This is a genomic window from Janthinobacterium aquaticum, assembly GCF_009208565.1.
GTDB lineage: Bacteria > Pseudomonadota > Gammaproteobacteria > Burkholderiales > Burkholderiaceae_D > Janthinobacterium.
Window position 1 is genome coordinate 231,438 of the sequence record NZ_WFLK01000008.1, and the last position, 19,614, is coordinate 251,051.

The following is a 19,614-nucleotide window of genomic DNA, read 5'->3' on the forward strand; positions in this document are numbered from 1 at the left end:
GATCGCATTTTCCACGCCTTGCGGGGCCAGCCATGTGCTGTAAAGCTGTCAATTTTTTTCAAAACAGCCGGCCGGTGTTGTTTTTTTGTGGAAAAAGAAACGCGCCGCGAAAGCGGTACCCCATCGGCTGGGCGAATCTCGATACGATATAAATCAAATACGGTTTTCTACCATCCATCGTCCCTCAACGCTCGCGAACAAGGCACAAGAACAGCAATGACGTTACGCCTGGAGTTACAAGACATCAGCAAGCGTTATCCGGCCGTGGTGGCCAATGACGGCATCAATTTACGCGTGGAAGCAGGGCAGATCCATGCCGTACTGGGCGAGAACGGCGCCGGTAAGTCGACGTTGATGAAAATTATCTACGGTGCCGTGCAGCCCGATGGCGGACGCATGCTGTGGAACGGTCGCGAAGTCGCGGTAGCCAGTCCGGCTGCTGCGCGCGCGCTGGGCATTGCCATGGTGTTCCAGCATTTTTCGCTGTTCGACACGCTGACCGTGACCGAAAACATTGCACTGGGCTTGCCGGCCGATACCGACCTGGCCAAGCTGGCGGTGCGCATTGCCGATACCGCGCGCCAGTACGGACTGGAACTCGAGCCGCAGCGCCATGTGCACACCTTGTCTGTGGGCGAATGCCAGCGCGTGGAGATCGTGCGCGCGCTGCTGGCCAAGCCGCAGTTGCTGATCCTCGATGAGCCGACCTCGGTGCTGACGCCCTCGGCGGTGGAAAAACTGTTCGAAACCCTGCGCCAGCTGGCCAGCGAAGGCTGCAGCATTTTGTATATCAGCCACAAGCTCGACGAGATCCGCGCGCTGTGCCATACCTGCACCGTGGTGCGGGGTGGCAAGAACGCCGGCCAGTGCGACCCGTCGCAGGAGTCGGCCGCCAGTCTGTCGCGCATGATGATCGGCGCCGAGCCGCCGGTGGTCACGCGCCGGGCCAGTACGCCGGGCCGTGCCATGCTGCGCGTGCAGCGCCTGAACCTGCCGAAAAGCCATCCGTTTGCCACTGCCCTGCAGGACGTGAGCTTGAGCGTGCGCGCCGGCGAGATCGTCGGCATTGCCGGCGTGTCGGGCAATGGCCAGCAGGAGTTGCTGGCGGCCTTGTCCGGCGAGGATCTGCGCGCCGAAGCCGGGGCCATCATGCTCGGCGACACGCCGGTCGGCCGCCTGCCGCCGGGCCGGCGCCGCGCGCTGGGCTTCAGCTTCGTGCCGGAAGAGCGGCTCGGGCGCGGTGCGGTGCCCGACATGTCGCTGGCCGACAATGTGGTGCTGAGCCTGCAAACCTCGGCCACCATCCGCCATGGTTTTTTGCGCCACAAGGCCATCGTGGCGCGCGCGCAGGCGATTATCGCGCGCTTCGGCGTCAAGGCCGGCGGGCCGCAGTCGCCGGCGCGCAGCCTGTCTGGCGGCAACTTGCAAAAATTTATCGTCGGGCGCGAAGTGCTGCGCGCGCCAAGCGTGCTGGTGGTGGCGCAGCCGACCTGGGGCGTGGATGTGGGCGCGGCAGCGCAGATCCGCGCCGAACTGCTGGCGCTGCGCGACGCCGGCTGTGCGCTGCTGGTGGTGTCGGAAGAACTCGATGAACTGTTTGAACTGAGCGACCGGCTGATGGTGATGGCCAAGGGGCGGCTGTCGCCGCCGCTCGAGGCGGCCGACGCCAGCGTCGCGCTGGTCGGGCAATGGATGAGTGGCTTGTGGCCGCAGGAGGCAGCCCATGGCTAAGTTTGGCTTGCGCCTGGAGGCGCGCCCGGCGCCGTCGCAACTGATGTCGTGGCTGTCGCCGGTGCTGGCGCTGTTGCTGACAGTCATCGTCGGCGCCTTGTTGTTTGTGGCGTTGGGCCACGATCCGCTGGCCGGGCTGGCGGTGTTTTTTGTCGAGCCGCTGCGCGATGCGCACGGCTGGTCGGAGCTGGGCATCAAGGTCGCGCCGCTGCTGCTGATCGCGGTGGGGCTGGCCATCTGTTTTCGCGCCAATGTGTATAACATCGGCGCCGAAGGGCAGCTGACGCTGGGCGCCATCTGTGGCGGGGCGGCGGCGCTGTATCTCGACGATGAGGTGGGCGGTGGCGCCATGATCGCCGTTGCGCTGGCGGCCGGCATGGCCGGCGGCATGGCCTGGGCAGGCATCACCGCCTGGCTGCGCGACCGCTATAACGCCAGTGAAATCCTGGTCTCGCTGATGCTGGTGTATATCGCCCAGTTGCTGCTCAGCTATCTGGTGTACGGCGTGCTGCGCGACCCGGAAGGCTTCAATTTCCCGCAGTCGAAACTGCTGTCCGACGGCCTGCTGTTGCCGATGGTAATCAGCGACACGCGCTTGCACCTGGGGATTGTGTTTGCGCTGCTGGCCTCACTCGGTGGCTGGCTGTACCTGTCGAAAAGCATCAGCGGCTTTCGCTTGCGCGTGGGCGGCATGGCGCCGGCGGCGGCGCGCTATGCGGGCTTTTCCTCGCGCAAGGCGCTGTGGTCGAGCTTGCTGATCTGCGGCGCGCTGTCGGGCCTGGCGGGCGCCTGCGAAGTGCTGGGACCGATGGGCCAGCTGACGCCGACGGTGTCGCCCGGCTATGGCTTTGCCGCCATTATCGTGGCCTTCGTGGGCCGCCTGCATCCGGTCGGCGTGATTTTTTCCAGCTTTATCATGGCGCTGTTTTATATCGGCGGCGAGCTGGCGCAGTCGCGCCTGGGCTTGCCGAGCGCGATTACCGGCGTGTTCCAGGGCATGCTGCTGTTTGCGCTGCTGGCCTGCGATGTGCTGATTCAATACAAACTGCGTTGGAGCAAACATGGATAACCTGGCACTCACCATTGCACCGCTGGTGGCCGCCAGCATCAATGCCGGCACGCCGCTGATGCTCGCTGCGCTGGGCCTGCTGGTCAACGAAAAGGCCGGCGTGGTCAACCTGGGCGCCGAAGGCATGATGCTGGTGTCGGCCATTGCCGGCTTTGCGGTGGCGGTCGATACCGGCAGCCCGCTGCTGGGCTTTCTGGCCGGCGCCGGCGCCAGCATGCTGCTGTCGGGCTTTTTTGCCTGGCTGACGGTGTGGCTGGGCACCAACCAGTATGCGACCGGCCTGGCGCTGTCGCTGTTTGGCGGCGGCGCTTCAACCTATATCGGCATCAACTACGTGGGCAAGAGCCTGCAGAACGGCAAGTTCGGCATTCCCTGGCTGGAAGACATTCCGGTGCTGGGCCAGGCGCTGTTCCGCCAGCATCCGATGGTCTATCTGGCGCTGTTGCTGTGCGTGGCGATCGCCTGGTTCTTGTACCGCACGCGCGCCGGCCTGGTGCTGCGCGCCGTTGGCGAGTCGCCGTCTTCGGCGCATGCACTTGGTTATCCGGTACGCCGTATCCGTCTGGCCGCCGTGCTGTTCGGCGGCGCCTGCTGCGGCCTGGCCGGCGCCTTCCTGTCGCTGGTCTATACGCCGCTGTGGGTCGAAGGCATGGTGGCAGGGCGCGGCTGGATCGCGCTGGCGCTGACCACGTTTGCCACCTGGCGCCCGGCGCGCGTGGTGGGCGGCGCCTATCTGTTTGGCGGCATCACCATCCTGACCTTCCATGTGCAGGCGATCGGCGTGCCGGTGGCGTCGCAACTACTGTCGATGCTGCCTTACCTGGCCGCCATCGTGGTGCTGGTGCTGATATCGAGCAACGCCAATCTGATCAAGCTCAATATGCCGGCCTCGCTGGGCAAAAATTTCAATCCCGGAAATTAATCATCCACTACAAGGAAAATCCATGTCCAAGAAAATGCTTCATGCTGCACTGTGCGCCGCCGTGCTGACCCCTGTTGCCGCCATGGCTGCAGCACCTGCCACAGTGCCATTGAACGTCGGCTTTGTGTATATCAGCCCGATCGGCGACGCCGGCTGGACCACCCAGCACGATATCGCGCGCAAGGAAATGGAAAAGGCGCTGGGCGCCAAAATCACCACCAAATACGTGGAAAACGTGCCGGAAAGCGCCGATGCCGAACGCGTGATCCGCGACCTGGCGCAAACCGGCAGCAAGCTGGTGATCACTACCTCGTTCGGCTATATGAACCCGACGCTGAAGGTGGCCAAGCAGTTTCCTAACGTGAAATTCGTGCACCTGACCGGCTACAAGACGGCCGCCAACGTGGCCAACACCAATGCGCGCTTTTATGAAGGCCGCTACCTGGCTGGCGTACTGGCTGGCAAGATGAGCAAGTCGCACGTGGCCGGTTATGTGGCGGCGTTTCCGATTCCCGAAGTGCTGCAGGGTGTCAACGCCTTTACGCGCGGCATGCGCAGCGTCGACCCGAAGGCCGAAGTGAAAGTGGTCTGGGTGAACAGCTGGTTCGATCCGGGCAAGGAGCGCGACGCCGCCATCACGTTGATCGGCCAGGGCGCCGATGTGATCACCCATCACACCGATTCGACCGCCGTGGTGCAGGCCGCCGAAGAGAAGGGCAAGTACGCGATCGCCTACCATTCGGACATGAAAAAATATGGCCCGAAAGCGCAACTGGCGGCCGTTACCCATCACTGGGGCGACTACTACACCAAGCAGGCGCAGGCAGTGCTCGACGGCAGCTGGAAGCCGACCAGCACCTGGGGCGGCATCAAGGACGGCATGGTCAAACTCGAAGGCATCAATGCCAGCGTACCGGCCGACGTGAAGCAGTTCGTGTTGGCGCGTGAAAAAGAGATGGTATCGGGCAAGCTCAATCCATTTTCCGCACCGATCAAGGATAACGACGGCAAGGTGCGCCTCGACAAGGGTGTGCTCGACGACGCAGCGCTGACGAAGATGGATTACTTTGTCGAAGGCGTGGCTGGTAAAGTTTCCGGTAAGTAACATCAAGTTGAGGTAGTATTGTCGGGAATCATGAAGCAGCGCATGCTTCCCGACCGATCAACGCCGCAGGCTGGCAGAGCCAATCCGGAGACCTCGCCATGGAACGACTGGAAATATTCAAGATCATCGCCTTACAGGCTGGCAAGGGGGAGCTGACTTTCCCCGCCAACGTCAACGCGACGCTCAAGCTGCAGCAGGCGCTTGACGACGCCGACTGTCATATCGAAGCGGCCGCGCGCATGGTGATGGCCGAGCCGCTGCTGTCGGCGCGGGTGGTGGCGCTGGCCAACTCGGCCGCCTATAACCGCTCCGGCAACGAGATCGCCAATGTGCGCGCCGCCGTCTCGCGGCTGGGTTTTGCCACCCTCAAATCGATGGTGGCCTCGGTCATCGTGCGCCAGCTGGGCAGCCAGATTACCGATCCGCAGCTGCGCGCCAAGTCGGCTCGCCTGTGGGAGCATACGGCGCATGTGGCGGCGCTGAGCCAGGTGATCGCCAAAAAAGTCACGCATGTCGATGTGGAAACGGCGATGTTTGCTGCCATCGTGCACGAGGTGGGCGGCTTTTACCTGCTGTCGCGCGCCGAGGAGTATCCGGGCCTGCTCGACGACAATACCGAAGACTGGATCGAATACGGTGAAAAGCTGATCGGCCGCGGCGTGCTGCGCCAGCTCGAAGTGCCCGATATGGTGCTGCAGGCGGTCGAAGGCATGTGGCATGGCGGCAGCCCGTTCCCGCCGCGCACGCTGGGCGCCACGCTGGTGCTGGCCAACGATCTGTCGCCCGTCAGCTCGCCGCTGCACCCACCGGAGGGCGCCGAGCGGCGCCTGGCGGCAGCGCGCAACGATTTTGGCGTCAGCGGCAGCACGCTGCATACCATCCTCGACGAATCGGCCGAAGAGATCGAATCGCTGGCCGCTGCGCTGCTGGTGTAAGCGGTCTGCTTGCTGCCATCCCTGCCATTCCTATTGATCGGCAGGGATTTTTTTCGTCCGCATGGCGCTCGCCATCGCATACAATCTCCGGCGCGCCTTATCGGGCGTACCGATTCATCCTCTTACCCATAGGATTCCATGCAAAAGCTGTTTTCTTCGGTGACTGCCACCGCCCTTGCCGCCAGCCTGGTACTGGCTTTCCCTGTCCAGGCCGCCAATGGCCTGCCCGTGGTGCAGGAGGCGCCGCTGCGCGCCCATCTGGCGTTCCTGTCGAGCGACCTGCTTGAAGGGCGCGGCACCGGCCAGCGCGGCGCCGACCTGACCGTGGCTTACCTGGAAACGCAGGCGCTGCTGGCCGGCCTGCAGCCGGTGCGCGGCAACAGCTATCGCCAGAGCGTGCAGATTGCCGGCGTCAAATCGTTGCCAGCCGAGAGCAGCCTGCAGGTGCAAGTTGGCGGCAAAGTCGTGCCGCTGGCCTTCGGCCCGGACTGGGTGTGGGCCACCGGCGACTCGGTAGCGGCGCACACGTTTGATGCGCCGCTGGTATTTGTCGGCTATGGCGTGACGGCGCCGGAAGAGGGCTGGAACGACTACAAGGGCGTCGATGTCAAGGGCAAGATCGTGGTGATGATGGTCAACGATCCACAGCCGACCGAGGCCGAGCCGAACCGCTTTGCCGGCAGGGCGCTGACCTACTATGGCCGCTGGACCTACAAGTTTGAAGAAGCCAAACGCCAGGGCGCCGCCGGCGTGCTGCTGATCCATACCAAACCGTCGGCGTCATATGACTGGAGCGTGGTGCAAAGCAGCTGGAGCGGCAGCGAGCGCTTCCAGTTGGCCGATCGCACGGCCGGCACGCCGCTGCAGGGTTGGATTACCGACGGCGCCGCACGCCGCCTGTTTGCCGCTGGCGGCCAGGACCTCGACGCCTTGCGCGCCAAGGCTGAAAGCAAGGATTTCCAGGCGGTTGCAGTGGGTGCCACGTTGCAGGGCGAGATGAAGTCGGCCGTGCGCAAGGTCAAGCAGTTCAATATCGCCGGCATGGTGCCGGGCACCGATCCAAAACTCAAGGATGAAGCCGTGATCTACAGCGGTCACTGGGATCACCTGGGCATGCAGGCCAGGGCTGACGACCAGCCGGGCGCCGACATCATCTACAACGGCGCGGTGGACAACGCTTCTGGCACGGCAGGCCTGCTGGCGATGGCGCAGGAAGCGGCAAAGCATCCCGCCAAACGCACGCAGATTTTCCTGTGGGTTGCCGCCGAAGAGCAGGGCTTGCTGGGCAGCGCCGCCTATGCGGCCGATCCGCTGTGGCCACTGAACAAGACGGCCGCCGCGCTGAACCTGGACAGCCTGAATTTTGTCGGCGCCACGCGCGACATCGGCGCACAAGGCAGCGAGCGCACCGAACTGGGCGCGATGGCCGCCGCCGTGGCCAAGGCCATGCACATGCAGATCGCCCCAGCCCGTCCGGACCTGGCCGGTGGTTACTTCCGCAGCGACCACTTCAGCTTTGCCAAGGCCGGCGTGCCGGCGTTTTCCATCAACGGCGGGCGCGACTTTATCAAAGACCCGGAAGCGTCAAAAGCCAAGGCCGCCGCCTATGGCCCGCGCTACCACCAGGTGACGGACGAGTACGACCCGAGCTGGGACCTGTCGGGCATGACCCAGCAGGCGCAGTTCACGCTCAATCTGGGCCAGGCCGTTGCCAATGCCGCCAAGATGCCGGCATGGAAAGCCGGCGACGCCTTCGGCAAGGCGCGCGAGAAATAAAAAAACGGGGGCAAAACCTCATGCCGTTAAGTTAGCGCTCCGGCGCCAAAAGCACACCGGCAAACGCATTAAAGCCACAGTCGTGCGAAAAGGTTCTCCGGGCCAAGCGGGGCTGAAAAATGTCGAGGGCAAGGCGCGGCGACGCAGACAGTACGTCAGTACGGCAAGGAAGCCGCAACGCCGCCATCGGAATTTTCTCAGACCTGCGTCACCGGTCCGCCGTTTCTACGCTTGGTGCTTTTCAATACATTGGCCAGCTTAACTTAACGGCATTAGGGTCAAAACCCCGTTTTATGATCTTTTGTTTGACTTGCCCAGACGATCAGCAGCAACAAGGGCATGGCGCCGCCGACGGCGCACAGCGCCAGCCAGCCGGCATGGGCAAAGCTGGCGCTGGCCAGTGCCGAGCCGGCAGAGGCGCCGATAAAGCCGGCGGCAATAAAGACCGTGGTTACGCGCGCCCGTGCTTGTGGCGCCAGTTTGTAGATCACCGACTGGTGCGTGACCTGCAGGCCCATCACGCCTATATCGAGCAACACGATACCCAGCAGCAGCAAGGTGAGCGAGACGGCGCCAAAGGCAATCAGCGCCCAGCCGGCTAGCGCGGCAAATGCCAGCAGCCAGGTGGCGCGTGTTGCATGGCCACGGTCGGCCATGCGGCCCGCCATATTGGCCGCCAGCGCACCGGTAGCACCAGCCAGGCCGAACAGGCCGATCTGCATTTCCGAGTAATGATAGGGCGCGCCGCTGAGCAGAAAGGTCAGGCCGGTCCAGAACACGCTGAAGGTGCCCAGACCCAGAGCTGAAAACAGGGCACGCTGACGCAGCAGCGGCTCCTGGCGGATGATGTCGACCAGCGAGGCCATCAATTTTCCATAGTGCAGTCGGCCGCGCGGCGCTTCGTCGGGCAGGATGCGGCGCAAGACCCACAGCAGCAGCGCTACCACGACGGCCGCCATTACATAGACGCTGCGCCAGTTGCCGGTCAGCTGGGCCACCGTACCGGAGACCGTGCGGGCCAGCAGTATTCCCAGCAGCAGACCTGTCATCACGGTGCCTACCATGCGGCCACGACTATGGTCGGGCGCATACGAGGCCACCATCGCCACCACCACCATCAGCGCGCTGGCCGTAACGCCCATCAGCAGGCTGGCGACGGCAAATACGGCAATATTCGCACTGGCCGCACCCAGCAGCAGGGCGGCAATCTTGGCCAGCAGCATCCAGGAGAGCAATTTGCGGCGGTTCAATACATCGGACAGCGGCACCAGCAGCACGATGCCCAGCACATAGCCGATCTGCGTGGCCGTGACCAGATAGCCGGCGGCCGTGACGTCCACTGCAAACGAGGCCGCCAGCATGGAAGTGAGCGGTTGCACATAGTAGAGGCTGGCAACGAGCACGCCGGCGGCCAGCGCAAACAGCAGTATGCGGGTGGAACTGAGCAGGGCGCTGGCGTCGATAGGGGAGGTGGGAGGTTTCATGAGAGGCGCGTTGAAGGAATGCTGCGCATCATAAGGCAAGGCCGGTTTTCCTGTGCACCAGGCAAAAAAACCCGGCGATCGTTGCCGACGGCCGGGCCAAGGGGTATTTTCAAAAAACTATTACTGGTGCGACAGTTCGGCGTGGACCTGGGCCGTGATCTCGTACGAACGCAGGCGATGCTGGTGTTCGAAAATCTGCGAGGTGATCATCAGTTCGTCAGCGCCGGTCTCGGCAATGAAAGCCGCCATCCTGGCCTTGACCGTCTCCGGCGAACCGATGGCGGTACACGACAGTACCGAGTCGAGCATGGCGCGCTCCTGCGGCCCCAGCTGTTCCAGGTAGCCTGGCACCGGTGGCTGCAGACGCGACGGACGTCCGGTACGCAGATTGACAAACGCCTGCTGCATGGAAGTAGCGCGCAAGTGGGCTTCTTCATCGGTATCGGCAGCAAACACGTTGTAGCCGAGCATCACATACGGTTTGGCCAGCTGCTTCGATGGCTTGAAGTGGCTGCGATAGTATTCGATGGCCTGCATCATCATCTGCGGCGCAAAGTGCGAGGCAAAGGCATACGGCAAGCCCAGGTGCGCAGCCAGCTGCGCGCCAAACAGGCTCGAACCGAGTATCCACACTGGTACGTTCGATCCCTTGCCCGGCACGGCCAGCACGCGCTGGCGCGGCTCGTCGCACATATAGTCGATCAGCTCCAGCACATCTTGCGGGAACTGGTCGGCGTCGGACTGCAGGTCGCGGCGCAGGGCGCGCGCGGTGGTCTGGTCGGAACCGGGCGCGCGGCCCAGACCCAGATCGATACGGCCCGGATGCAAGGCTTCCAGTGTGCCGAACTGCTCGGCAATCACCAGTGGCGAGTGATTGGGCAGCATCACGCCGCCCGCGCCCACGCGGATGGTTTTGGTGCCTGCCGCCACATGGGCAATCACGACAGCGGTGGCAGCGCTGGCAATGCCAGGCATGCCATGATGTTCGGCCAGCCAGTAACGGTTATAGCCCCAGCGCTCGCCATGCTGCGCCAGGTCCAGCGTGTTCTGGAAGGAAGTGGAGGCGCTGCTGCCTTCGGCAATCGGCGCCAGGTCGAGTATGGAAAATGGAATCATGCAAGTGATATCGGGACGGTCAGGCAAATCACAATGGATGATTTGCCTATCCCCTGATGCCAGCAGGGTTGAACCTCAGCGCTGGCCCTTGCCCAGGGCCGCAGCAGCCATTTTGGGCCACAGTACGATCAGCGGCAGCGCCACCACGGTGGCGGCCGTGATGTCGACCAGCCAGTCCGATACAGCGCCGCGGCGATACGGCAGGAAGCTCTGGATATATTCGTCCAGCGCGCCCATCAACGCCACCATCAGCACCGACAGCAGCGCGCGGCGCACCATGCTGCCTGCAATGCCGCTGAACAGCAGCAGCGCCAGCACGCCATAACCAAACGAGTGCAACACCACGCCAGAGGCATATTGCCCCACATCGGCGCGCGCACCGGGAATATCGCCAATAATAATGACCAGGGCGTATAAAAACAGCGCCATGCGAAAGCGCAGGCGTTCGTATCGGGTGGCAAAGCAAAGCTGGGGAAGGTTGCTGAACATGATGGCAGTGGAGGAAAAGAGATGCGCACCTTACCATGCTGTGGCAACCGACTGGGCAAAAAAAAGGCCCGCGGTGACGCGGGCCAAAAACCCAAATGAAAGGGTCAAGAGTTGAGAGTTGCCAGGTACTAAGCATGTCGCGCGGCTGTGACAGCGCGCGCCATGCCCATGAAATCGGAGCGGTGTGCCGAGGGCGGCACACCTGGTCTGTAGTCAGGCATATCGGTTGCCTGTACAGCAGATGAAGCAAGTATAGGGGGCGAAAATGACGGGCTTATGACACGACGCAACATTTTTAACTTTTCTCGTGCAAAGTTTGCGGACAAAAAAAAGCCCGCTGGTGAAAGCGGGCTTAAAACTATTTTCTTGGAGGAGAATAGTGGAGACAGGTGCATTATGCTGCGCCGCACGATATGTGTCTAATGGTATTTTCAGATATCCATCATCGGTTTTTGATATAACAGGGCGACTTACTCCTGTACCGCCACCGTATAGTTGAGCGCCAGACGGCCGCCGTCGACATACAGCGTCTGGCCGGTCATGTAGCTGGCGTCGTCGCTGGCCAGGAAGGCGGCGATGCCGGCCACTTCCTCCGGTTCGCCGCAGCGCCCCAGCGGCGTGCGCGACAGGATGGTATGGCGTGCCTGCGGACTGGACAAGACTGCCTGCTTGGCCAGTTCGGTCAGAATGGTGCCGGGGCCGATGCCGTTGACGCGCACGCCGTGCGGCGCCAGGTTCAGCGCCATCACCTTGGTCAACTGGTTGATGCCGCCCTTGGACACCACATACGGCACCTGGTTTGGAATGGCCAGTTCGGCATTGACGCTCGACATATTGATAATGCAGCCACTGTTGCGCTTGACCATCTCGCGCGCCACAGCCTGGCCACACAGAAACATCGATTTCAGGTTGATGCGCATCACGCGGTCGAAGTCGTCTTCGGTGACGTCAAGAAAATTGGCCGCGTGCGTCACGCCGGCGTTGTTGATCAGAATATCGATATGGCCAAAGCGCGCCAGCGTATCGGCCAGCATGGCGTCCACATCGGCTTTCTGGCTCACGTCGGCGCAGAAAAAGTGCGCCTGCTCGCCCAATGCTGCGGCGGCCTGGGCGCCTTCTTCACGGATATCGACCAGCATCACGCGCGCGCCTTCGGCGATCAGGCGGCTGGCGCAGGCCAGGCCGATGCCTTGCGTGGCGCCGGTAACGATGGCGGTTTTTTGTTGCAGTCTCATATTATTCCTCGTTGATAACAAAGCTGCGCCGCCATGAACGGGCGCAGCACGGGCCGGATTCTAGAGAAGGATAGGGTCGTTCGGCAACTGGTTGCGTGCCGCGCCGCTGGCGGGAAAATGGTTCTGCAGCAGACCATTTAGCTGGTGCAAGGCCTGCAGCGTGCTGTCATGGAAGTTGCCGGTGCAAAAACCTGCCGTCATGGTGCGGCAGACTGCCTGCCATTGTTCAGGTGTAATACGTCGGCCGACGTTGCGATCAGCCACGATATCGACCTGATGTTCTGCCAGATTGATGTAGATCAGCACGCCGACATTGTCTTCGGTATCCCATATGCCATATTGCGCAAACAATTCGCGTGCGCGCTGGCGGTTGCTGACGCCCTGGTAAGCCATGGCTGGCGTCAGGCCCGCCTCGACAATAAAGCGTACTTCGGCGTGATGAATTTGCTCGCCATCGCTGATCGCCGCTTCAATCGCTTGCAAGGTTGTCTGTGGAAACGCCTGGCGCGCCGTGGCAGGCGTGCTGCGCCAGTGTTTGATGGCGCGTCCACAGCGCTGTCCGAAGGAAAGTTGTTGCTCTACCTGTTGCATCATTACCAGTCTCCCGAGGCGCCGCCGCCGTCAAAGCTGCCGCCACCGCCGCCAAAGCCTCCGCCTCCGCCGCCACCACCGCCGAAGCCGCCGCCGCCAAAGCCGCCGCCACCGCCGCGGTTTTGCATGGCCTGGCTCAGGATGCTGCCCAGTATCACGCCCGAGGCGCCGCTCGACCAGTTGCTGCCGCGCTGCAAGCGGCTTGGGCCGCCGCGCGAGCGGAAAAACATCAACACCACCAGGAAGCCGAAAAACAGCAGCGGCAGCCAGGTGGCCAGGCTGCTTTCCTGCAGGGCTGCCGGCACTGCCTTGGCTGGCGCCGGGAACTGTTCCTGGTTAAGCAAGGTGGAAATGGCGCCCACGCCGGCCACCAGGCCGCCGTAGTAATCCTGCTGCCTGAAGTGCGGCGCGATCACGTCTTGCAAGATGCGCTTGGACTGGGCGTCGGTCAGCACGCCCTGTACGCCGCGCCCGGCTTCGATGCGCAGGCGGCGCAACGATGCGGGGTTGTCTTTGGCCACCATCAGCAGCACGCCGTCATCGACGCCCTTGCGGCCCAGTTTCCAGGCGTCGGTGACGCGGATGCTGGTCTGCTCGATCGCTTCCGGCTCGGTCGACTTGACCAGCAGCACGGCGATCTGGCTGCCGGTCTTGGCTTCATAGTCGGCCAGCACGGCTTCGAGCGAGGCCTTTTGTTTTGCGTCCAGCATGCCGGCCTGGTCGGTCACGCGCGCAGACAGCGGCGGCACCGCCATCAGGCCTTGCGCACCGGCGGGCAGCGCGGCCGACAGCAGCGCGGCGCACAGCGAGAGCAGGAGTACCCAGGCTTTCATCTTACTTGCCGAAGTCAACGGTTGGTGCAGTGGAAATGGCTTTCTCGTTTTCCACCGTAAACGACGGCTTGACCTTGTAGCCGAACATCATGGCCGTCAGGTTGTTCGGGAAGCTGCGCGCATGCACGTTGTAGTCCTGCACGGCCGCAATGTAACGCTGGCGCGCCACGGTAATGCGGTTTTCCGTACCTTCGAGCTGCGACTGCAGGTCGCGGAAGTTGGTATTGGCTTTCAGGTCCGGGTATTTTTCCGACACCACCATCAGGCGCGACAGCGCCGAAGACAGTTGGCCCTGCACCTGCTGGAACTTTTCAAACGCGGCCGGATCGTTGAGCACCTCGGGCGTGATCTGGAAACTGGTCGCCGCGGCGCGCGCCTTGGTTACCGCTTCGAGCGTTTCGCGCTCATGCGTGGCGTAGCCCTTGACGGTGTTGACCAGGTTGGGAATCAGGTCGGCACGGCGCTGGTACTGGTTGACCACTTCGCCCCAGGCTGCCTTGGTCGCTTCGTCCTTGCTCTGGAAGTCGTTATAGCCGCAGCCGCTCAGCACGCCTGCCAGGACGGTGACGCTCAGCGCCAGGCGCAGCCATTTTGTCAGTTGTTGGGTAATTTGCATGATGGGTTCCGTGCCTAAGTCAGTTAAAAACAAGTTGGGGATAGTCAGTCCAGACAAATATACCTGAAACCTCGCCAGACGTAAGTTCAAACAGCAAGCATAAATTTCGGTTTAGAAATAATTGATATATCAGATATGTTGCTGTGATATATTAGATGCAGATGTTAACAAGACAATATTGGAGACCCGCTATGCTGCCGTCGCGCCCGTTCTTGATTACGCCATCTTCCTTGCTGCCGCGCTGCGCCGTTGTGGCCTGGCCCGCGGCTGCACTCTTGCTGGCAGCCTGCGGCGGCGGTGCGGGCGCGGTGGCAGAGCCGCCCGTGAGTGTGGCGCCGCCCGTGGTGCTCCCGGCCACGCCTGTACCTGCTACGCCAACCACACCAACCACGCCAACCACGACTGCGCCTGCACCGGCGTCCTGGTGGCCGGCAGCGGCGCGCGCCGATGCCGCGCTGGCCGGACAGGAGCCGGCGCTGCCCGCCACGGTATGCGCCAGCGTTGCCGCCGGCCTTATCCGGAACAGCATTGGCCTGCTCGATGACGCCATCGATGCGGCGTCCAGGGAGTCGCAGCCGGATGCGGCGCGCTTGCAGGCGGCACTCGACGCCTGTCCTGCCGGGCAGGCGGTCAAGCTCGTTGCCGGCAGCGCAGGGCAGAATGCGTTCCTGAGCGGCCCGCTGACCTTGCCGCCAGCCGTCAGCCTGTGGATCGCTGGCGGCGTCACGCTGTTTGCTTCGCGTCGCCCGTCCGATTACCAGATTGCCGGCAAGAATGCCTGCGGCGAAGCATCGACCAGCGACAACGGCTGCCAGGCGCTGCTGACGACCAGCCCGAAAGGCAATGGCCTGTATGGCGACGGCGTGATCGACGGGCGCGGCGGTGCCGTGCTGACCTCGGGTGCTTACGCCGGCAAGCTGAGCTGGTGGGATGTGGGCGCGCTGACCAAGACTGGCGGCAGCAGCATGGCTAGCCAGAACAATCCGCGCCTGCTGCAGGTCAACAATGGCAGCGGCTTTACCGTTTATCGCATGAGTTTGCACAATGCGCCGAAGTTTCATCTGGTGTCGAGCGGCGTGGACGGCCTGACGGTGTGGGACAGCAGGATCCTCACGCCGACGCTGGCCTATTCGGCCGCTGGCCATGCCTGTCCGGCCGGTTCGACGCCGGCCGTTTCAGGCAGTCCCAACCTCAGCACGCCCAGCACCTGTTTTACGCCCGAGACCGTCAAGAATACCGACGGCATCGATCCGGGCCAGTCGACCAATGTGCTGATCGCCTATAACCATATCAGCACCGGCGACGACGGCATTGCCGTCAAGTCGCACAACAGCAAGAGCGGTCCGGTGACGGGCATGCGCATCTGGCATAACCGCATGTACTTTACGCACGGCATGTCGATCGGCAGCGAAACCGACAGTGGCGTCGACGGTGTCAGCATCCGCGACCTGGCCATCGACGGTTACGACATGAGCGCCACCAGCGGCGTTCGCATCAAGACCGATGACAGCCGCGGCGGCAAGGTGGCCAATGTGAGCGTCGACGGCGTTTGCGCGCGCCGGGTGCAGCAGCCGATTGCGATCGACAGCTACTACGGCGACGCCGCCGATTCAAAAAATGCCCTGCTGCCCGACATACACGATATTACGGTGCGCAACTTCCGCTATCTCGATACGCCGGACTCGCGCTTCAATGGCGCCAAAGCCTTGCTGCTGCTGCGCGGCTATCAGTCGGCCACCCAGCGCTATCCGCTCTACAACATCGTGTTTGACAACGTGGTGTTCGACAGCCAGCCAGGCTGGGTCAGCACGAAAATTGCGCAGGCCGTGCCGTCCAATGCGGCGTTGGTCATGGGGCCAGGTCCGGTGTCGTTTGCCAGCGTGCTTGCCGGCGCCGCCGGCCAGAACCAGTTCAGCGTACAAGACCAGCGTAGCAGCGCTGCGCCAGCGTATGACTGCAGCACTGCCTTTGTGCCTTTCCCATCAAGCAACGCCCCGATGTCACAGCCTTGATGGCACCAATTTTCACTTGAACGCAACGGCGCGCAGACGCCGCATTCCGTAGTTTGCAGTACTGATTATAAAAAGGAGAGAGACATGAACAAGGAAATCAAAAGAAGGCGCCTGGCTACGCTGGGCCTCGTGCCCGCCATGCTGGCCGTCTCGGCTTGCGGCGGCAGCAGCGACAAGCAGGCTGAAGAGGCTGCGCGCAACGCCGCCCTCGCTTCCGTCACCGTCAGCCAGAACGTCGACCGCAAGGCCGTGTCGGTCGGCGACCGGCTGACCTGGACCATGGCCGCCAGCAACAAAGGGCCGGGCGCGACCAGCGGCCCGGTTACCTTGCTGACCAGCATCCCGGCCAATATCAGCGGCATCAGCGTGACGGCCACGGGCGCCAGCTGTGGCCCGGTCGTCAGCACGCTGACCTGCACGGTGCCCGAAGGCCTGGCCGCCGGCGCCAGCGCCACGGTGGTGGTGTCGGCCACCGCCGCCAGCGCCGGACAACTGACCAGCACGCTTACCGCCAGCGGCCCCGATGCGCCGTCCTGCGCACCGTCCGCCTGCAGCAGCAGTACCGATGTCACCGTTGCCGCCATGCCCAACGTCAGCGTTACGGCCAGCGTCGACAAGGCCAGCGTGGTGGTAGGCGACAAGCTGAGCTGGAGCATCAAGGCCAGCAACAGCGGCAATGCCGCCACCACCGGCAACGTCACGCTGAGTACCACCTTGCCAACAAGTATTACCGGCCTCAGTGTCACTGGCGCCGGCGCCACCTGTGCAGCCCTCAGCGGCAACACGCTCAACTGCAGCGTGGCGCCCGGCCTTGCGCCCAATGCCAGCGCCAGCGTCCTGATTACAGCCAGTGCCAGCGCTGCCGGCAGCCTGGTCGCCACGGTAGCGCCCGCCGGCGCCAACACCAGCTGCGCCACGCCTGCCGCCTGTACCACCAGCACCACGGTGACAGCCGCCGCAGCGGCCAAGGTACTGCTGAGCAGTACGGTGGACAAGGCCAGCGCGAAAACCGGCGAGACCCTGACCTGGACCATCAAGGCCAGCAACAGCGGCAGCGCCGCCACCACGGCGGCAACCACGTTGACCAGTACGCTGCCGGCCGGCGTCAGTGCGATCACCGTCACGCCAACCGGGGCCAGCTGCACCACTGCCGGCACCAGCGTGAGCTGCAGCGTACCGGCCGGCCTGGCCGTGGGCGCCTCTGCCAGCGTGCGCATCAGCGCGGTCGCCGGTACCGCCGGCACGCTGCAAAACAGCGTGACGCCGGGCGTGGGCGCCAGTTGCGCCACCACCGCCGATTGCAGCGCCAGCACCGTGGTGTCGTCTTCGGCTGTCGCGTCGACCGCCAGCCGTCCGCAGCTCGACGCTGCCACGGCAGCGGGCATGACGCCAGCGGCCTATCTGGCGCAAGGCGGCAAGAGCTTGCCGATGAGCTCATTGCCGGTCGATAACTGGGACCCGACTGCCGGCGTGGGCGACGTCAAGACGTTCGTGGCGCAATTTACCGTCGATGCCGCCGGCAAGAGCGACACGAGCAATTTCCGCACCGTGCAGGCGGCCATGGACGCCGCCACCGCCTTGGGCAACAAGGTGCCGCCGGTGTTTATCCGCATCATGCCCGGCACCTATCGTGAAACCGTCTGCCTGCCCAGCGCCGGCACGCCGGCTATCCGTTTGTACAGCCTGGACAGCGACGCCTCGCATACGGTCATTGTGTTCAACAACGGCAATCCGACGGTGGACGCGACCAAGAGCAACGGCAACAAGTGCAACAGCTCGCCGGCCAATCCGGTCGGCACCAGCGGCAGCGCCACGTTTGCCGTCAATGCGGCGGACTTCCAGGCCAAGAACATCACCTTTGCCAACGACTATGTGAAAGGCAGCTTTGCTGGCAGCAACCAGTCGGCCGTGGCCCTGATGACCCAGGGCGACAAGATCGTGCTCGACAACGTGCGCCTGCTGGGTCACCAGGACACGTTCTACATGAAAAGCGGCAATGTCGACCAGGTCTCGCGCGTGTATGTCAGGGACAGCTATATCGAAGGCGATGTGGACTTCGTCTTTGGCCGCGCCACGGCGGTGTTCGACAACGTGACCTTGCATACCTTAAATACCGGCAACGGCAATGGCTATGTCACGGCGGCCAGTACGGACTACCGCAACACGCATGGCTTTTTGATCATCAACAGCCGCTTTACGGCTGAAACCGGAACGCCGGCCGGCCAGATCTATCTGGGCCGCGCCTGGGACGAAAGCGTGGGCAGCCTGGCCGCGTATGGCGCCACTTCGCCCAACGGTCAGGTGGTCATTCGCAACTCCGTGCTGGGCGAACATATCCGCAAGGCCGATCCGTGGGGTGACTCGACCGCATCGCGTCCATACAGTTCGGTCGTGTCGGGCAGCCTGCCGGCCAACCGCTTCTTTGAGTATGGCAATACGGGACCGGGCAACGGCAACTAGGCTGCTGCTCTGTTAGCGCCGGCGCCCTGAGCGCCGGGGCGCCGCGCCGGCCGCCTGGCCCGCGCGGCGCGTTACAATACAGGGTTTGCAACTGAATCGAAGAAGGCGTGCCGTGAATTTCATCAATAAATTATCCGCCGCGTGGACGGCCAATAATTCCCTGCTGTGCGTGGGACTGGATCCGGACCTGGCCAAGCTGCCGGCCGAGCTGCGCGACGCGCCAGACGGCATCACCACCTTCTGCACCCGCATTATCGATGCGACGGCCGACCTGGTCTGCGCCTTCAAGCCGCAGATCGCTTATTTTGGCGCGCTGGGCGCGGAAAAGCAGCTGGAAGACATCTGCCGCTATCTGCGTGAACACTATCCGCATATTCCGCTGATCCTCGACGCCAAGCGCGGCGACATCGGCGCCACCGCCACCCAGTACGCGCGCGAAGCGTTCGAGCGCTACGGCGCCGACGCCGTCACCGTCAATCCCTATATGGGTGAAGATTCGCTCGACCCCTACCTGGCCTGGCAGGACCGTGGTGTGATTATCCTGTGCCGCACCTCCAACCCGGGCGGCTCGGACCTGCAGTTTTTGCAGACTGACGGCGAGCCGCTGTACCAGCGCGTGGCGCGCCTGGTGGCCAACAAGTGGAACAAGAACGGCCAGTGCGCGCTGGTGGTGGGCGCAACGTTCCCTGAAGAACTGGCGCAGGTGCGCGCGATTGTTGGCGACATGCCGCTGCTGGTGCCGGGCATCGGCGCGCAGGGCGGCGACATTGCCGCCACGGTCGGCGCCGGCCAGACCGCCAACGGCATGGGCATGATGATCAGCTCGTCACGCGCGATTATCTACGCCCAGCCACAAGCTGGTGAAGACTACGCTGATGCCGCCCGCCGCGTGGCGATCGAGACGCGCGATGCGATCAATGCGCATCGCGCGGGATAATGTCACGTAGGTCGGATTAGGCCCTTCGGGCCGTAATCCGACAACATTGTTGGCGTCGCGGGTGTTGTCGGATTACGGCCCGCTTTGGGGCCTAATCCGACCTACGCCGATGCCGCACGCCGCGTGGCCATCGAGACGCGCGATGCGATCAATGCGCATCGGGCTGGATAAGGTCACGTAGATACTGTTATCCCCGTCAAGCGGCGTGCAAGGTCGGATCAAATATTTTTCCTGACCTGAGCACGCCGAATGCCACGTGTACCAGTTTGCGCATCATGGCGCCGATGATCAATTTCGGCGCCT

16 protein-coding genes and 1 pseudogene are annotated in these 19,614 nt (G+C 63.2%); 9 read left to right on the forward strand and 8 right to left on the reverse strand.

The features are described 5' to 3' along the window. Positions 1–216: 216 nt before the first annotated feature. From GCM43_RS14765 to GCM43_RS14790, 6 genes are all read left to right on the forward strand, one after another. On the forward strand, positions 217–1,731 hold the full coding sequence (locus tag GCM43_RS14765) for an ABC transporter ATP-binding protein (protein WP_152245545.1): 1,515 nt from the start codon (positions 217–219) through the stop codon (positions 1,729–1,731). Beyond that, positions 1,724–2,800 carry an ABC transporter permease gene (locus tag GCM43_RS14770; protein WP_152245547.1) on the forward strand — a complete coding sequence of 359 codons (1,077 nt, stop codon included), beginning with the start codon at positions 1,724–1,726 and terminating at the stop codon, positions 2,798–2,800. The genes GCM43_RS14765 and GCM43_RS14770 overlap by 8 nt, the downstream gene beginning before the upstream one ends. Beyond that, complete coding sequence (locus GCM43_RS14775; protein WP_152245549.1) at positions 2,793–3,722, forward strand: ABC transporter permease; 930 nt, start codon at positions 2,793–2,795, stop codon at positions 3,720–3,722. The genes GCM43_RS14770 and GCM43_RS14775 overlap by 8 nt, the downstream gene beginning before the upstream one ends. Positions 3,723–3,744: 22 nt before the next feature. Further along, positions 3,745–4,827 (forward strand): BMP family ABC transporter substrate-binding protein, encoded by a 1,083-nt coding sequence (locus GCM43_RS14780; RefSeq protein ID WP_193315626.1) that lies wholly within the window; start codon positions 3,745–3,747, stop codon positions 4,825–4,827. A gap of 98 nt (positions 4,828–4,925) precedes the next feature. Next, complete coding sequence (locus tag GCM43_RS14785) at positions 4,926–5,762, forward strand: HDOD domain-containing protein (RefSeq protein WP_152245551.1); 837 nt, start codon at positions 4,926–4,928, stop codon at positions 5,760–5,762. A gap of 138 nt (positions 5,763–5,900) precedes the next feature. Beyond that, positions 5,901–7,538, forward strand: coding sequence for a M28 family peptidase (locus GCM43_RS14790; RefSeq protein ID WP_152245553.1), 1,638 nt, complete (start codon positions 5,901–5,903; stop codon positions 7,536–7,538). Positions 7,539–7,816: 278 nt separating this feature from the next. Here GCM43_RS14790 and GCM43_RS14795 read toward each other — a convergent pair whose 3' ends face one another. The 7 genes from GCM43_RS14795 to GCM43_RS14825 all read right to left on the reverse strand — a co-directional run bounded on the left by GCM43_RS14795 (position 7,817) and on the right by GCM43_RS14825 (position 13,902). Continuing rightward, entirely contained in the window at positions 7,817–9,022 is a 1,206-nt protein-coding gene (locus tag GCM43_RS14795) for an MFS transporter (RefSeq protein ID WP_152245555.1), read from the reverse strand. Between the two features lie 120 nt (positions 9,023–9,142). After that, positions 9,143–10,138 (reverse strand): LLM class flavin-dependent oxidoreductase, encoded by a 996-nt coding sequence (locus tag GCM43_RS14800; RefSeq protein ID WP_152245557.1) that lies wholly within the window; start codon positions 10,136–10,138, stop codon positions 9,143–9,145. Positions 10,139–10,213: 75 nt separating this feature from the next. Further along, complete coding sequence (locus tag GCM43_RS14805; RefSeq protein ID WP_152245559.1) at positions 10,214–10,567, reverse strand: VanZ family protein; 354 nt, start codon at positions 10,565–10,567, stop codon at positions 10,214–10,216. A 530-nt stretch (positions 10,568–11,097) separates the two neighbouring features. Further along, a complete protein-coding gene (locus GCM43_RS14810; protein WP_152245561.1) occupies positions 11,098–11,862 on the reverse strand; it encodes an SDR family NAD(P)-dependent oxidoreductase in 765 nt (254 codons plus the stop codon). Between the two features lie 60 nt (positions 11,863–11,922). After that, positions 11,923–12,456 carry a TPM domain-containing protein gene (locus tag GCM43_RS14815; RefSeq protein ID WP_226929498.1) on the reverse strand — a complete coding sequence of 178 codons (534 nt, stop codon included), beginning with the start codon at positions 12,454–12,456 and terminating at the stop codon, positions 11,923–11,925. Beyond that, complete coding sequence (locus tag GCM43_RS14820; RefSeq protein ID WP_152245563.1) at positions 12,456–13,286, reverse strand: TPM domain-containing protein; 831 nt, start codon at positions 13,284–13,286, stop codon at positions 12,456–12,458. The genes GCM43_RS14815 and GCM43_RS14820 overlap by 1 nt, the downstream gene beginning before the upstream one ends. A gap of 1 nt (position 13,287) precedes the next feature. Then, positions 13,288–13,902, reverse strand: coding sequence for a LemA family protein (locus GCM43_RS14825; protein ID WP_152245566.1), 615 nt, complete (start codon positions 13,900–13,902; stop codon positions 13,288–13,290). A 191-nt stretch (positions 13,903–14,093) separates the two neighbouring features. On the opposite strand from GCM43_RS14825, the gene GCM43_RS14830 reads away from it, so the two are divergent. The 3 genes from GCM43_RS14830 to pyrF all read left to right on the forward strand — a co-directional run bounded on the left by GCM43_RS14830 (position 14,094) and on the right by pyrF (position 19,311). Beyond that, the gene (locus GCM43_RS14830; protein WP_152245568.1) at positions 14,094–15,914 is read left to right on the forward strand and encodes a glycoside hydrolase family 28 protein; all 1,821 of its coding nucleotides are present in this window, start codon (positions 14,094–14,096) and stop codon (positions 15,912–15,914) included. 84 nt (positions 15,915–15,998) lie between these two features. Next, the gene (locus GCM43_RS14835; RefSeq protein ID WP_152245570.1) at positions 15,999–18,374 is read left to right on the forward strand and encodes a pectinesterase family protein; all 2,376 of its coding nucleotides are present in this window, start codon (positions 15,999–16,001) and stop codon (positions 18,372–18,374) included. Positions 18,375–18,486: 112 nt separating this feature from the next. Next, positions 18,487–19,311: an orotidine-5'-phosphate decarboxylase gene (gene pyrF / locus GCM43_RS14840; RefSeq protein WP_152245572.1), complete on the forward strand. Its 825-nt coding sequence runs from the start codon at positions 18,487–18,489 to the stop codon at positions 19,309–19,311. Between the two features lie 196 nt (positions 19,312–19,507). Here pyrF and GCM43_RS26180 read toward each other — a convergent pair. Beyond that, positions 19,508–19,614 (reverse strand): annotated as a pseudogene (locus tag GCM43_RS26180) (IS110 family transposase); the annotation flags it as partial.

Coding starts and splice junctions, on each gene's coding strand:
- GCM43_RS14790 (WP_152245553.1), top strand. CDS start 5,901: ATGCAAAAGCTGTTTTCTTCGGTGACTGCCACCGCCCTTGCCGCCAGC.
- GCM43_RS14775 (WP_152245549.1), top strand. CDS start 2,793: ATGGATAACCTGGCACTCACCATTGCACCGCTGGTGGCCGCCAGCATC.
- GCM43_RS14780 (WP_193315626.1), top strand. CDS start 3,745: ATGTCCAAGAAAATGCTTCATGCTGCACTGTGCGCCGCCGTGCTGACC.
- GCM43_RS14815 (WP_226929498.1), bottom strand. CDS start 12,456: ATGATGCAACAGGTAGAGCAACAACTTTCCTTCGGACAGCGCTGTGGA.
- GCM43_RS14785 (WP_152245551.1), top strand. CDS start 4,926: ATGGAACGACTGGAAATATTCAAGATCATCGCCTTACAGGCTGGCAAG.
- GCM43_RS14765 (WP_152245545.1), top strand. CDS start 217: ATGACGTTACGCCTGGAGTTACAAGACATCAGCAAGCGTTATCCGGCC.
- GCM43_RS14795 (WP_152245555.1), bottom strand. CDS start 9,022: ATGAAACCTCCCACCTCCCCTATCGACGCCAGCGCCCTGCTCAGTTCC.
- GCM43_RS14830 (WP_152245568.1), top strand. CDS start 14,094: ATGCTGCCGTCGCGCCCGTTCTTGATTACGCCATCTTCCTTGCTGCCG.
- GCM43_RS14800 (WP_152245557.1), bottom strand. CDS start 10,138: ATGATTCCATTTTCCATACTCGACCTGGCGCCGATTGCCGAAGGCAGC.
- GCM43_RS14810 (WP_152245561.1), bottom strand. CDS start 11,862: ATGAGACTGCAACAAAAAACCGCCATCGTTACCGGCGCCACGCAAGGC.
- GCM43_RS14820 (WP_152245563.1), bottom strand. CDS start 13,286: ATGAAAGCCTGGGTACTCCTGCTCTCGCTGTGCGCCGCGCTGCTGTCG.
- GCM43_RS14835 (WP_152245570.1), top strand. CDS start 15,999: ATGAACAAGGAAATCAAAAGAAGGCGCCTGGCTACGCTGGGCCTCGTG.
- GCM43_RS14805 (WP_152245559.1), bottom strand. CDS start 10,567: ATGGCGCTGTTTTTATACGCCCTGGTCATTATTATTGGCGATATTCCC.
- GCM43_RS14825 (WP_152245566.1), bottom strand. CDS start 13,902: ATGCAAATTACCCAACAACTGACAAAATGGCTGCGCCTGGCGCTGAGC.
- GCM43_RS14770 (WP_152245547.1), top strand. CDS start 1,724: ATGGCTAAGTTTGGCTTGCGCCTGGAGGCGCGCCCGGCGCCGTCGCAA.